General features: G+C 72.6%; 14 protein-coding genes. 7 read left to right on the plus strand and 7 right to left on the minus strand.

Going from position 1 to position 13384, the window contains the following annotated elements; genetic code table 11:
• Window positions 1-91 precede the first annotated feature (91 nt).
• A complete protein-coding gene (locus AC0680_RS10675) occupies window positions 92-991 on the plus strand; it encodes an ABC transporter permease (protein WP_478626727.1) in 900 nt (299 codons plus the stop codon).
• A 22-nt stretch (window positions 992-1013) separates the two neighbouring features.
• Here AC0680_RS10675 and AC0680_RS10680 read toward each other — a convergent pair whose 3' ends face one another.
• A complete protein-coding gene (locus AC0680_RS10680) occupies window positions 1014-1331 on the minus strand; it encodes an ATP/GTP-binding protein (protein ID WP_478626656.1) in 318 nt (105 codons plus the stop codon).
• A 187-nt stretch (window positions 1332-1518) separates the two neighbouring features.
• Here AC0680_RS10680 and AC0680_RS10685 point away from each other — a divergent pair, with 187 nt between their 5' ends.
• Entirely contained in the window at window positions 1519-2568 is a 1050-nt protein-coding gene (locus AC0680_RS10685; RefSeq protein WP_478626658.1) for an LLM class flavin-dependent oxidoreductase, read from the plus strand.
• 140 nt (window positions 2569-2708) lie between these two features.
• Here the strand turns inward: AC0680_RS10685 and AC0680_RS10690 are convergent, their stop codons facing one another.
• A complete protein-coding gene (locus AC0680_RS10690; RefSeq protein ID WP_478626660.1) occupies window positions 2709-3101 on the minus strand; it encodes an SCO5389 family protein in 393 nt (130 codons plus the stop codon).
• A gap of 250 nt (window positions 3102-3351) precedes the next feature.
• On the opposite strand from AC0680_RS10690, the gene nucS reads away from it, so the two are divergent.
• Window positions 3352-4014 (plus strand): endonuclease NucS, encoded by a 663-nt coding sequence (gene nucS, locus AC0680_RS10695; protein ID WP_384432143.1) that lies wholly within the window; start codon window positions 3352-3354, stop codon window positions 4012-4014.
• A 79-nt stretch (window positions 4015-4093) separates the two neighbouring features.
• Here nucS and AC0680_RS10700 read toward each other — a convergent pair whose 3' ends face one another.
• From AC0680_RS10700 to AC0680_RS10715, 4 genes are all read right to left on the minus strand, one after another.
• Entirely contained in the window at window positions 4094-6661 is a 2568-nt protein-coding gene (locus AC0680_RS10700; protein ID WP_478626662.1) for an ATP-binding protein, read from the minus strand.
• 308 nt (window positions 6662-6969) lie between these two features.
• The gene (locus AC0680_RS10705; protein ID WP_384434183.1) at window positions 6970-7293 is read right to left on the minus strand and encodes an STAS domain-containing protein; all 324 of its coding nucleotides are present in this window, start codon (window positions 7291-7293) and stop codon (window positions 6970-6972) included.
• 146 nt (window positions 7294-7439) lie between these two features.
• Entirely contained in the window at window positions 7440-8288 is an 849-nt protein-coding gene (locus AC0680_RS10710; RefSeq protein ID WP_384434179.1) for a 3-hydroxyacyl-CoA dehydrogenase family protein, read from the minus strand.
• A gap of 141 nt (window positions 8289-8429) precedes the next feature.
• Window positions 8430-9071: a TetR/AcrR family transcriptional regulator gene (locus tag AC0680_RS10715; protein WP_478626666.1), complete on the minus strand. Its 642-nt coding sequence runs from the start codon at window positions 9069-9071 to the stop codon at window positions 8430-8432.
• An 80-nt stretch (window positions 9072-9151) separates the two neighbouring features.
• Between AC0680_RS10715 and AC0680_RS10720 the strand changes: the two genes are divergently transcribed.
• The 3 genes from AC0680_RS10720 to AC0680_RS10730 are packed head-to-tail and all read left to right on the plus strand — an operon-like array spanning window position 9152 to window position 11284.
• Window positions 9152-9937 carry an ABC transporter ATP-binding protein gene (locus AC0680_RS10720; protein ID WP_478626668.1) on the plus strand — a complete coding sequence of 262 codons (786 nt, stop codon included), beginning with the start codon at window positions 9152-9154 and terminating at the stop codon, window positions 9935-9937.
• 8 nt (window positions 9938-9945) lie between these two features.
• A complete protein-coding gene (locus tag AC0680_RS10725; protein ID WP_478626670.1) occupies window positions 9946-10701 on the plus strand; it encodes an ABC transporter permease in 756 nt (251 codons plus the stop codon).
• Between the two features lie 10 nt (window positions 10702-10711).
• Window positions 10712-11284 carry a cob(I)yrinic acid a,c-diamide adenosyltransferase gene (locus tag AC0680_RS10730; protein WP_478626672.1) on the plus strand — a complete coding sequence of 191 codons (573 nt, stop codon included), beginning with the start codon at window positions 10712-10714 and terminating at the stop codon, window positions 11282-11284.
• 53 nt (window positions 11285-11337) lie between these two features.
• On the opposite strand, the gene AC0680_RS10735 is transcribed toward AC0680_RS10730, so the two are convergent.
• Window positions 11338-11925 (minus strand): hypothetical protein, encoded by a 588-nt coding sequence (locus AC0680_RS10735; RefSeq protein WP_478626675.1) that lies wholly within the window; start codon window positions 11923-11925, stop codon window positions 11338-11340.
• 172 nt (window positions 11926-12097) lie between these two features.
• Between AC0680_RS10735 and AC0680_RS10740 the strand changes: the two genes are divergently transcribed.
• The coding region (locus AC0680_RS10740) for a sensor histidine kinase (protein ID WP_478626678.1) at window positions 12098-13384 on the plus strand (1287 nt) is incomplete at its 3' end.

Consider the following 13384-nt stretch of genomic DNA (forward strand, 5'->3'; position numbering starts at 1 on the left):
GCAGGCCGGAACGATGATGCTCCAGGCCCAGCCGATGCCCGAGCCCCGGCCGCTCGCCGCACACGGTCCGGGCAAGGACGCCGGCACGATGATGCTCCAGGCCCAGCCCCCGGTGGCGGCCGCCCAGCCCCCGGCCCAGGGCCCCGTCCCGGCAGCGCAGCCGCCGGCTCCGCACCAGCCCCAGCCCGGTTACGCCGGCGCGGGCGTCGGCGGGTACAGCTCACCGATCCCGGTGCGCCCGACCCACCTCGGCCATGCGCTGGCCTCCGAGTGGACGAAGATCCGCTCGGTGCGCTCGACGATCTGGACGCTCGGCGTGATGCTGCTGCTGATCGTCGGCATCGGTCTGCTGGGGACCCTCGCGGCGGGCTCCGACCGCGAGCTGGACCCGCTGCTCGGCGTCGGCTTCGTCGGCGTACTGCTCGGCAGCCTGTGCGTGATCACCCTCGGTGTGCTGTCGATCTCCTCGGAGTACGGCACCGGCATGATCCGTACGACGCTGACCGCCTGCCCCAGCCGTATGCGGGTGCTGACCGCGAAGGCACTGGTCTTCTTCGCGCTGGCGCTGGTGATCACGACGGTCGCCACGTCCCTGGTGGCGCTGCTGGACGCCGGGATGCTCAACGGCCCCGCGCCGACCACCGACCAGTGGCTGCGCGCCACCGTCGGCGCCGGGCTGTACGTGGCGCTGCTCGGTCTGCTGGCGCTGGCCGTCGGCACGCTGCTGCGGCACTCCGCGGGCGCCATCAGCGCCATGATGGGCGTGGTGCTGCTGCCGATGCTGCTGGCGCTGTTCCTGCAGGGCGAGAGCGTCAAGGACCTCCAGCGGGCACTGATCGAGTACTCGGTGCCGAGCGCCCTGGCCACGCTCTACGACATTCCGTTCCTCAGCACCGGCCCGTCGGGCTGGACTCCCCTGTGGATCCTCGCCGGGGTGACCGCGGTGGTGCTGGGCGGTGCCTACGCCGCCCTCGCCCAGCGCGACGTCTGACGCCGCACCCCGCGCCCAGCGGTCAGTACCTGGGCGCGTTCCGGGACCGCTGGAGCCGCGCGCTCCGGCGGTCCCGTGCGTTCCAGCACGCCTTGTGCCAGTGCCGGCGGTCGTCGACGTCGCCGTGCCGGGGCCAGGCGACGACATGCGGGACCCCGGGCGGGATCTCCTGGTCGCAGCCGGGGCAGCGGTAGTGCTTGGCCGCACCGCCGCCTCCGACCTGCCGCACGACCCAGTCCTCGCCCCGCCACTCCTCGGTCCGCTCCAGGCCGTAGCGGTCACCGCCCGTGCGGTCGATGGGCTTCGCACCGCCGTGCTGGCGGTTTCGGCGCGGGGACACAGAACACCTCGGGATGCGTACGGGGTCACGGGCTGTCACCAGCGTACGCGGCGCCGTCGGGGGTAGGAGCCGCCCTGCGGGATTCTGCGATCATCGGGAAATTCCGCGCCAGGCCGTGCCCTTGGCACGTGTCAGCCGTTGTTGCCTGTAAGGGGGAGTCGCGTCGGCTGCGAGGAGGCAGAGAGCGATGCGCGTTGGGGCTTTCATCCTGGCCGCTCAATTCCCCGGTCAGGGACAGGGGGAGGCACTGCATCGCGCGGTGCGTTCCGCGGAGGTCGCCGAGGAGGCCGGGCTCGACGACGTCTGGCTGGCGGAACACCACTTCGTGCCGTACGGCGTCTGCCCGAGTGCGGCGACCCTGGCCGCGCTGCTGCTGGGCCGCACCCGCAGGATCGGCGTCGGCACGGCGGTGAGCGTACTGCCCACCCAGCATCCCGTGGCGCTCGGCGAGCAGGCCGCGCTGCTGCACCTCACCTCCGACGGCCGCTTCACACTCGGCGTCGGCCGCGGCGGCCCCTGGGTCGACCTGGAGGTCTTCGGCTCCGGGCTGGCGGCGTACGACCACGGCTTCCCCGAGTCGCTCGATCTGCTGCTGCGCTGGCTGCGCGAGCCCAGGGTCGGCGCGCAGGGCGAGCGCTACGCCTTCCGGGAGGTGGCCGTGGTGCCGCGGCCGGACCAGGCGCTGGGCGATCCGGACGATCCGTGCGCGGTGCCCCCGGGGCCGCCGGTGGTGGTGGCGTGCACCTCCCCCTCGTCGGTGCGGATGGCCGCCGAGCGCGGGCTGCCGATGCTGCTCGGCATGCACTGCGGGGACGAGGAGAAGGCGGAGATGGTCGCGCTGTGGCGGTCCGCCGCGCGGGAGGCCGGCCGGGACGGCGACGAGATCGCCGCGGCCGGGCACGTCTCGGCGGGCGTGGTGCAGATCGCCGATGGCCGCGCCGGGGCGACCGAGACCCTGACGAAGGCGATGCCCGGCTGGCTCCGGCAGGGGCTGGGCGCGCATGTGACGGTCGACGGCCGCTACCGCGCGATGCGCGATCCACTGGCCTATACGGAGTTGCTGTGCCGGCTGCATCCCGTGGGCCCGCCGAGCCTGTGCGTGGACCGACTGGCGGCGGCCTCGGAGCGTACGGGCATCACCCGCTTCGCGCTGCTGGTCGAGGGCTCCGGTGATCTCGCGGCGACGGAGGAGAACGTCCGCCGGTTGGGCACGGAGGTCATGCCGCAGCTGGGGTGAGCCCGCCCGGTGCGACGCCGTCGGTGGTACGAGGGCGCCGTGCCGTGAAGGTGTCATCGTTCGGTCTCGCGGTGGTGCTGCCGCTGGCACAGCGTTTCGGAGCGCGCCCAGCCCCTCGTACGCAGCGGCAGCAACTCCGATCAGCAGTCGCGGAGTTCAGGCGACTGGTTCAGCAGCTGGCCCCGGATCGAGGTGAATCTGGCCAGGCGGTCGTCCACCGCCGGGTCGAGCGGGAAGACCGCGACCCGGTGGCAGTTCTGGAAGGCGAGCCGCACACCGAAGTGGCGCTCGAGCGAACCACGGATGGCGTCACTCGCCAGCGCGCGCAGCAACTGGCCGCGCGCCTGCTCGTCCGGCGGGGGCGTCTGATTGTCGGCGAACTGTCCGCCGTCCACCTTCAGCTGGGCCACCAGAGAGCTGATCATCCCCCATGCGTAAGGCAGGGAGTTCCGGACGCAGTCGACAAATGCGGCTTCGTCGACCTCGCCTCGCTCGGCCTGTTCGAGGAGGGCCGGTGAGACGTCGAGCGACATGAGGTTCTCCTCTCGCGGCCCCGCCGGGACGGACAGGGCCTCAGGGATGGGACAAGGGGTTTCGCGACAGAGCGTGTTCGCCTCACGACCCCCTGCTTCAACGGTATGCCGCGCAAGAGGCCCGCACCAGGAGATTGCACATACAACCGGCCAATGGCGAACGCCGGGGGTGCGGGGATTTCCCCCGTAAAGGCACCGTGGTCCAGGGCGAATCGCGTAGCGGGCCTTCGGTCGAGTAGCGTGACGCCCCATGCGTCTCGTCATCGCCCGCTGCTCCGTGGACTACGCGGGCCGGCTCACCGCCCATCTCCCCTCCGCCCCTCGCCTCATCCTGGTGAAGGCGGACGGCTCGGTCTCCATTCACGCGGACGACCGCGCCTACAAACCCCTTAACTGGATGTCCCCGCCCTGCACTCTCAAGGAGGGCGACGGCAGCGTGTGGACGGTGGAGAACAAGGGTGGCGAGAAGCTCATCATCACCCTCGAGGAGGTCATGCACGACTCCTCGCACGAGCTGGGCGTCGACCCGGGCCTGATCAAGGACGGTGTGGAGGCGCACCTCCAGGAGCTGCTCGCGGACCGTATCGAGACCCTCGGCGAGGGCTACTCGCTGATTCGGCGTGAATACCCCACTGCCATTGGCCCGGTGGATATCTTGTGCCGGGACGCTGATAACCAGACCGTGGCGGTCGAGATCAAGCGGCGTGGTGAGATCGACGGCGTCGAGCAGCTCACCCGCTATCTCGAACTCCTCAACCGCGACCCGCACTTGGCGCCCGTGAAGGGTGTCTTCGCCGCTCAGGAGATCAAGCCGCAGGCCCGGGTGCTGGCCACCGACCGCGGCATCGGCTGCGTCGTACTGGACTATGACGCGCTGCGCGGCATCGAGGACGACAAGCTCCGGCTGTTCTGACCCCGCCGCCCCGCGGCACGAAAACAGCGCGACGGCCCGGTAGGTGTGTACCGGGCCGTCGCGCTGTTTGTACGGGCCGTCAGGCGGCCGGGGCGCTCTCCGTGCCGCCGGGGCCGTCCGCGCCGCCGGGCGAGCTGCTCCCGGCGGCCGAGCCGCCCTCTGCGGGGCTGCTGGCGACCGAGGACGCGGCGGAGCTCTCCGACGGGGGTTCGGACGTCGGGTCGGTCGGGGTGGGCTCCGTCGGCTCGTCGGTGGGCTCGGTCGGCGTCGGGTCGGTCGGCTCGCCGGTCGGCGGATCGGTGGGCCGGGTCGGCCGGCCGGTGGGCCGGGTGGGCCGCACGGTCGGCTCGGTCGGGCCGGTGGTGGGGTCCGCCGTCTCGGTGCCGGAGTCGGTCGGCGCGTCACTGGTGGCCGAGCCGCTGGTCGAGGGGGACGGGCTGCCGGAGCGGGAGGCGCCGCCGGGCCGGGAGGTGCCCGGGCCGGCGGTGGGCCGGTCTGAGCCGTCCGCGGGCTCCTGCGCCGGCAGCTCCGGGGTGCTGTCGTCCGTGGTCTGCTCCGTGCCGACCTTGTCGTCGGGGGCGTCGTCGCCGCCGGAGGTCGCGCCGAGGGTGACGACGGTGCCGAGGACGGCCACCAGCAGCGCACCGGCGCCCGCGGCCACGAGGTTGCGGCGGGCCCCGCCGAAGAGCTTGGCGCCCTTGCCGGTGCCGGTGCCGGTGCCGCCGGCGGCGGCGGTCGGGACGACCTCCGTGGCAGCGGTCTGCGCGGCGCTCCGGGAGGCGAGCGGGGACGCGGCCGCCCCCGCGGCGGGCCGGCGCAGCTTGGCGGTCGAGACGGCGTCGGACGGTGCGGCGGCCGCTTCCTTCGGCGCGGTCGGCGACGGGTCCCCGGCGGCGGCCGCGGAGATCTGCGGGACGACCGCGGTCGCCGCCGACGCGGCCCGCGCGCGGTCGGTGACCAGCGCCAGCGCCCGCCGCCCGGCCACCGCACCGTTGCGGTCGGAGAGCACCCCGCGCAGCCCGATGGCCGCCTCCAGCTCGGCGCGCGCCCGGTCGACGCTGCCGCTGCACAGCGCCAGCACGCCCAGCTCGTGGTGGAAGTAGGCCTCTTCGGCCACCTCGCCGGCCAGCCGCGCGGCCTCCTGGCCGTGCCGCAGGGCGCGCTCCCAGGCGCTCCAGTGCAGCGCCGCGGCGAACGCGGGCGCGGCCGTACGGGCCAGCAGCACGGCGGCGCTGGCGTGCCCGCCCTCCCGGCTCCCGGTCAGCACACCCATCGCGGCCAGCGCCACATCGGCCTCGGCGGCGGCCCGTTCGGGGGTGACCGAGGGGTGCCCGGCCCACCAGGCGTAGTGCTGGGCGACGGTGTGGGCGCGGGCGGCGGAGCCCTCGGCGTAGCCGGCCGCGGACAGCTGGTCCTGGACGGTCGCGGCGAGCCGGTAGTGGCCGCCCACGGGGGTGATCAGGCCGCAGGCCAGCAGCTCGCCGAGGGCGGCGTCGGCGTGGGTGTCCTGGGTGAGGGCCGGCAGATGCGCCTGGTGCGGCAGCTCTCCGCCGAGCGCGATGGCGAAGCGCAGCGTCTCCTGGGCGGCGGCGCTCAGCCGGGAGGCGAGCAGCGGGGCGGGGGCGGCGGCCTCGCCGAGCGACGGCAGCGGCACCTCGGGGCGCTCGCCGGATCCGGCGTCCTCGTCCGCCTCCCGGTCCGCCGCGGGGAACAGGCCGTAGCCGTCGTCGAGGGCGCCGGGGCGGTTGCGCTTCCGGTCGCGCTGCCGCAGCAGGGCGGCGGCCTGCACGAACCGCAGCGGCAGCCCCTCGGACTCGAACCAGAGGTCGGCTGCCCAGGCCTTCTCGTCCTCGCTGAGCGGGCGGTCCAGCGCGCGCTCCAGCAGGCGTACGCAGCCGGCGCGGCCGATGCCGCCGAGGAAGACCTCTTCGAGGTGCGAGCCGGCGCTGGGGGCCGCGACGTCGGGGGTGGCGGCGATCAGGAAGGCGCACTCGGGGGTGGCGTCGAGCAGCTCGTCGAGCGCGGCACCGCCGAACTCCAGGTCGTCCAGGACGACGATCGCGCCGATCTCGGCGACCATCCGCAGCATCTCGGGCCGGTCCGGGCGGTGCGCGGGCGCGCGGTGCACGGCGGCGAACAGCGCGTAGAGCACGTCGGTGGCGTTGCGGTGGTAGCCGGAGAGCCGGACCACGCCGTCGGGCGCGAGGTCGGCGCAGGCGGTGGCGACGGCGTCCAGCAGCCGGGTGCGGCCCGAGCCCGAGGGGCCGGTGACGCGTACGGAGCGGCCGCGGGAGAGCAGCCGGACCAGGCGCTCGGTGTCCTCGGTGCGCTCTTCGAGCGGGGCGTCGTGCCCGGTGGCTCCGGGCGGGCCCGGAGGCGGCGGGGGCGCGGCGGCGCGGTCGGCCGCGGCGCGCTCCTGCGCGTCGAGCTTGCCGGGTGCCGCGGGCCGCTCCCCCGGCGGGCAGGGTTCTATCTCACTGCCGTCGACGGGGTTGACGGTGACGAGGTAGGGGCCCGAGACGAGCCGGACGACGCGGGAGAGCCCGCCGGAGCCGCCCTGCGCGCCGCCGAACGCGGGGGCCGGCGGCTCGGCAGGGGTGTCCTGCTCGCCGTACTCCTCGGGTCCCCGGTGGGTGTTCGGGTCCATGCTGCAAGCTCCCAGATGCTTCGTTCCACTCCGCCGGCTCCGACAGCTCGTTCTCGGTGTCGCGTCCGGTGCGGTGCCCGCCGCGGGTGATGACACACGGGCGGGAACCGAACCTTAGACCTGGAGGACGGAACGTTGCACCGCCGGGGGCGGCTCCTGACCGGAACTTCCCGGATTGGCCGGTATCACGTGGTATACGACATTTCTGCCGGTCGATGGTTCACGCTTCGCAGCGCTTTGTGCGGTCTTGCTCTCCCGAGGACGGCCCGGGCGCGGGCGCGGCCCGAGGTGCGGCCGCGGCCCGCCCCTCACACCCGGGGAAGCGATTCCGCTTCGATGCCGCCCTCGATGGCGAGGATGCGGTGGAGCCGGGTGGCGACCAGCAGGCGCTGCATCTGAGGGGGCACTCCGCGCAGTACCAGCCTGCGGTTGACCCGGCCGGCCCGGCGGTGCGCGCCCATGATCACGCCGAGGCCGGTGGCGTCCCAGGAATCCAGCTCGGTCAGGTCCAGCACCAGATCACCCCGACCGGAGTCGACGGCGGTGTGCAGGGCCGTACGGGCGTCCGCCGCGCTGCGGACGTCGAGGCGGCCCCCGACGACCAGCTCGGCGTGGTCGCCCCTGATGTGCATATGCGCTCCCCTATGTCATGGGTTCGTGCATGGACGTCTACAGATCTGACTGCCTCTCATGCGGCGAAGTTGCCGCCTGTAAGCGAACCGATACCGATTTTCACCCCATGGGGTGACCCCGTCAGGCCCATCGACCTGACGCGGCATCAGTGCTCGTAGAAGCCCTGCCCACTCTTACGGCCGATATCGCCCGCATCGACCATCCGCCGCATGATCTCCGGCGGCGCGAACTTCTCGTCCTGGGACTCGGTGTAGATGTTGTCGGTGGCGTGCATCAGGATGTCGATGCCCGTCAGGTCGGCGGTGGCCAGCGGCCCCATCGCGTGACCGAAGCCCAACTTGCAGGCGGTGTCGATGTCCTCGGCGCTGGCCACGCCGGATTCGTAGAGCTTGGCGGCCTCGACGACCAGTGCGGAGATCAGCCGGGTGGTCACGAAGCCGGCCACGTCGCGGTTGACGACGACGCAGGTCTTGCCGACCGACTCGGCGAACGCCCGCGCCGTGGCGAGGGTTTCGTCACTGGTCTTGTAGCCGCGCACCAGCTCGCACAGCTGCATCATCGGCACCGGCGAGAAGAAGTGCGTGCCCACGACCCGCTCGGGGCGGGAGGTGGCCGCCGCGATCTTGGTGATCGGGATCGCGGAGGTGTTGGAGGCCAGCACCGCCTCGTCCTTGACCAGCTTGTCCAGCGTCTGGAAGATCTCCCGCTTGACGTCGATCCGCTCGAAGACGGCCTCGACGACGATGTCGGCGTCGGCGGTGGCCTCCAGGTCGGTCGTCGTGGTGATGCGGGCCAGCGCCTGCTCGGCGTCGGCCGCCGCCAGCTTCCCCTTGGCGACGAACTTCTCGTACGAGGCCTCGATGCCGCCCTTGCCCCGGGCCAGCGCCCCGTCCGTCACATCGCGCAGGACCACGTCCCAGCCGGCCTGGGCGGACACCTGCGCGATACCGGAACCCATCAGTCCGGCGCCGATGACGGCGAGCTTCTTTGCCACTGCTGTCCCCTCACACCCTGTGCATTTGAAAGCCTGTCGGTCTTCGGGTGACGTTAGCGGTCGTTGGCGATCCTTTGGTGGGTTAGAGATGCGCGTCACGTCTCGTATTACGGACATCACACCGGCAGGAACCTGCCCCGCTCACCCGTCCGCCCGTACGGCGTAGTTGAGAACCCGCTCGCTCAGCAGCTCCTCGATCTCGTCCAGCAGGGCGAGGGCCTCGCGGGAGACCTCGGCGGGCTTACGGCCGGCGAGCATCTCCTGGGCGATGGCGGTCATCAAGGTCTGGTGCACCCAGCCGATCTGGCCGGCCATCAGGCCGGGCATCGGGTCGCCGTCCGGGGCACCGGTCTCCTTCCGGAGCGTGACCTCCAGGTCGTCGTACTGCTCGCGCTGGAAGTGCCACAGGCGGGCCTGCAGGGTCGCCGATCCGTGGACGACCTTCATGAAGCGGTCATACCCCTCGATCAGGCCGACCTTGGGCGAGACGCTCACCACCTCCTCGCGCAGCTCCCGCAGCACCGCGGCGGCGGCCGACTCCCCCGCGGCCCGGGCCCGCACGAACCGCGACAGCCGGTCGACCAGGCCCTTGCCCCGGTCGAGGAAGAGGTCCTCCTTGGCCGGGAAGTAGTTGTAGACGGTGTTGACGGAGACCTCGGCGGCCTCGGCGATCTCCGCGATGGTCACCGCGTCGAAGCCGCGCTCCATGAACAGGCCCGTCGCCACGTCCGAGATGTACTGGCGGGTCTGCCGCTTCTTGCGCTCCCTGAGCCCCTCTGCCATGTCCTGATCCTACCCATCGATGGACTCTCTTAAATTTTGGAGGCGTTGCAATTTTTAAGTCTCTCTGTTTTTCTGTGGCCATGGCAGTCATCAGCACGTCCCAGCTCGCCCGGACCTTCACCACGAAGCAGGGCACCGTCGAAGCCGTCCGGGGCATCGACCTCACCGCGGAACGCGGCGAGATCCTCGGCTTCCTCGGCCCCAACGGCGCCGGCAAGACCACCACCCTGCGGATGCTCACGACCCTGCTGGCGCCCACCGGCGGCAGCGCCACCGTCGCCGGCTGCGACCTGGCCGGCGACCCGGCCGGGGTGCGGCGGGCATCGGGGTACGTCGCCCAGTCCGGCGGCGTCGACCCGAACGTCTCGGTGCGCGAGGAGCTGTTCACCCAGGCCCGCCTCTACCGCCTCGGCAGGGCCGAGGCCCACGCCCGGACCGAGGAGTTGGCCGCGGAACTGGGGCTCGGCGCACTGCTCGACCGCAGGACCGGCGCGCTGTCGGGCGGCCAGCGGCGCCGGCTGGACATCGCGATGGGCCTCACCCACCGCCCCCAGGTGCTGTTCCTGGACGAGCCGACCACCGGCCTGGACCCGGGCAGCCGCGCCGATCTGTGGGAGCTGGTCCGCCGCATCCGCGCCGAGCACGGCACCACCGTCTTCCTGACCACCCACTACCTCGACGAGGCCGACGCGCTCGCCGACCGGCTGGTCGTCGTCGACAAGGGCGTGGTGGTCGCCGAGGGCACACCGGACGCCCTCAAGCGCACCCACGCCGGCTCCCCCGACGCGTCCCTGCAGGACGCCTTCCTCGCCATCACCGGGCGCGGGCACACCGCCGCCCAGGACACCGCCCCGATCGCCGTCTAGGAGTACCCGTGCCGCCCCTGCTGTCCGACATCGCGCTGATCTTCGGGCGCTACGCCCGCCAGACGCTGCGCTCCAAGCTCCAGATGCTCTTCGGCGTGCTGATGCCGCTGCTGTACCTGCTCTTCTTCGGCCCGCTGCTGACCGATCTGCCGCTGACCCCGTCCGGCAGCTCCTGGCAGGTGCTGGTACCCGGTCTGCTGCTCCAACTCGCCCTGTTCGGCGCCTCGTTCTGCGGCTTCGGCCTGATCGTCGAGAAGCAGTACGGGGTGGTGGAGCGGATGCGGGTGACGCCGGTGAGCCGGCTGGCGCTGCTGCTGGGGCGGGTGCTGCGGGATGCCGCACTGTTCGTCCTCCAGGCCGCCCTGCTGGTCCTGGCCGCGCTGGCCATGGGGCTGCGGGCACCGCTGCCCGGCATCCTCATCGGCTTCGCCTTCGTCGCCGTGCTGACCGTGGCGCTCGCCTCGATGTCGTACGCGCTGGCGCTGAACGTGGCCGCCCCGCAGGCGTTCGGGCCGGTCGTCAACGCCCTCACGATGCCGTCGATGCTGCTGTCCGGGCTGATGCTGCCGATGACACTGGGGCCCAAGTGGCTCGATGTGCTCTCGCACTTCATGCCGTTCCGCTATCTCGTGGATGCGGTACGGGCCGCGTTCGTCGGCGCGTACGCCTCCTCGGCCCTGCTCCACGGCGTCCTGGTGGCGCTCGGCTTCGCCGTGCTGTGTGTGACCCTGTGCACGCGGGCCTTCCGCAGGGCCGCGGCGTAGGCTCGCCCACATGGTGAATCTGACGCGCATCTACACCCGCACCGGCGACAAGGGCACCACCGCCCTCGGCGACATGAGCCGTACCGCCAAGACCGATTCGCGGATCGCGGCCTACGCGGACGCCAACGAGGCCAATGCGGCCATCGGCGTGGCCCTGGCGCTCGGTTCGCTGCCGGAGGAGGTCGCCACCGTGCTGCTGCGGGTGCAGAACGACCTCTTCGACGTCGGGGCGGATCTGTCGACCCCGGTGGTGGAGCACCCCGAGTTCCCGCCGCTGCGCGTCGAGCAGAGGTACATCGACCGGCTGGAGGCCGACTGCGACCGCTTCCTGGCGGAGCTGGAGAAGCTGCGCAGCTTCATCCTCCCGGGCGGTACGGCCGGCGCGGCCCTGCTGCACCAGGCCTGCACGGTCGTGCGCCGCGCCGAGCGGTCCACCTGGGCGGCCATGGACGAGCACGGCGAGACCATGAACCCGCTGACCGCCACCTATCTCAACCGCCTGTCCGACCTGCTGTTCATCCTGGCGCGTACGGCCAACAAGGAGGTCGGGGACGTGCTGTGGGTACCGGGCGGCGAGCGCTGACGGCCGGCGCGAAGGAGTGCGGGGGCGTCCGGCGGTGCGTGGCCGGGCGCCCCTCAGCGCAGCGTCTTGGGCTGCGGCCGGTCCGCTTCCTGCGGGGCGTCGGTCCGGCCGGGGTCCTTCTTCTGCCAGATGAGGTAGGAGACCGCGATCACCCCGTGGATGATCAGGATCCGCATCGAGGTGCCCTGCCACTCGCGCAGCGACGCGATGTCGCCGTCGGCGCCGACGTACCAGATCGCGATCTGCAGCAGCGCGACCGCGATGGCCACCCACAGCACCGTGCGCAGCCAGAGCAGCCCCTCGTGCTTGGCGCGGGCCAGGCCGTACCGCGGCGGCTTGACCGGCGGCGGGCCGCCCGCGAAGCGGTGCAGGAAGTGCCCGTCGACCCACTTGATCGTGTAGTGGCCGTAGGCGACGGTGTAGCCGATGTAGAGGGCGGCCAGGCCGTGTTTCCAGTCGGCGGACGCGCCGTTCTTCAGGTCGATCGCGGTGACGATCAGCAGCACCAGCTCCAGCACCGGCTCCATCAGCAGCACCGCCGCCCCGGTACGCGGCATCCTCGCCAGATACCGCAGCGCCAACCCGGCCGCCAGCAGCACCCAGAAGCCGACCTCACACGCGATGATCAGCGTGACGACCACGGCAATCTCCCTTCCCGCCGCTCCGTCGAACGTCTCAAGCCTCCCAGCGGCCGCCGCCCGGATCGTCGTCGCACACGACGATCCGCGACTGCATCTTTCGATGTAGCGCGCGACGTGCGGGGATGACCCGGACGTGGAGGCAGCGGGCCCCGGCGCCGTGTTTGATGGAGGGGTGACCGCCAGATCCCCCGCCGCCGTCGGCCGGCCGCACCGACTCGATGTGCTCATCGCGGGCGGCGGGCTGCTCGGCGGGCTGCTGCTCTGGGCGATGGATCTGCACGGCGGCCCCCCGCGCCTGGGGCTGCCGCCCGCGCTCACCCTGGTCGCGCTCACCGCGATGTCGGCGGCCGAGCTGCTGCGCCGTACGGCCCCGGTGGCCGCGCTGGCCGTCGCGGTGCCGGCGCTGGCACTGGACATCTGCGCCGGCACGCTGGTCGCCACCGTCCTGATGTTCACGGACGTGGTCTACGCGGCGGTGCTCTACGGCCCGCCGGCCGCGGCCCGCCGGATCCCGCTGCACTCGGTCCTGGTGACGGTACTGGCGGCCATCGCGCTGACCGCCCTGTGGCACAGCCCCCAGGTCGTGATGGCCGTCATCGCCGTCGCGCTGATCACCATCGCCCCGGCCTGGACCGGCGTCATCATCCGCGACCACCGCGACGCCGCCCAGTCCGCCCGCCTGCGCGCCGAGCAGATCGCGCTGCTGGCCGAGATGGACCGGGCCCAGGCGGTGGCGGGCGAGCGCGCGAAAATGGCCCGGGAGCTGCACGACATGGTCGCCAACCACCTGTCCGCCATCGCGATCCACGCCACCGCCGCGCAGTCCATCGACGACCCGTCGGCGACCCGCGAGGCACTCGGGGTAATCCGGGAGAACAGCGTGCAGGGTCTGGCCGAAATGCGCCGCCTGATCGGCCTGTTGCGGGACCCCGAGGCGACCGGGCGGACGGAGGAGCCCGCCGCGACCCCCACCCTGGACGGGCTGGACGCGCTGCTCGCCCAGGCCCGCGCGAACGGCGCGAGCAGCGGGCTGGTCTTCGTGCTGGACGACGACCGCGGCCCGGACGGCGGGCCCCGGCCGACGGCGCCGGCCGAGCTGGCCGCGTACCGCATCGTCCAGGAGTCCCTGACCAACGCGCTCAAGCACGCCGCGCCCGGTGAGGTGCGGGTGCGGATCGCCCATGAGCGCGGTGGGGCGCTCACCGTCACCGTCCGCAGTCCGTTCGCCGACCGGCCCGGTCCCCGCGCGCCGGGCTCCGGCACCGGCCTGGTCGGGATGCGGGAGCGGATCGCCCTGTTGGGCGGGGCATTCGAGGCCGGCCCGGAGAGCGGGCCGGCCGGCAGAGTCTGGCTGGTGCGGGGAGGGGTGGCCACCGCCGAAGAGGAAGAGGAAAGACGGAAGGGGCCCAAACGCAGCCGACCCCGGTTCTCTTTTCCGAAGAACCATCCCCCCTCCCGG

Source organism: Streptomyces sp. NPDC043738 (assembly GCF_056436545.1).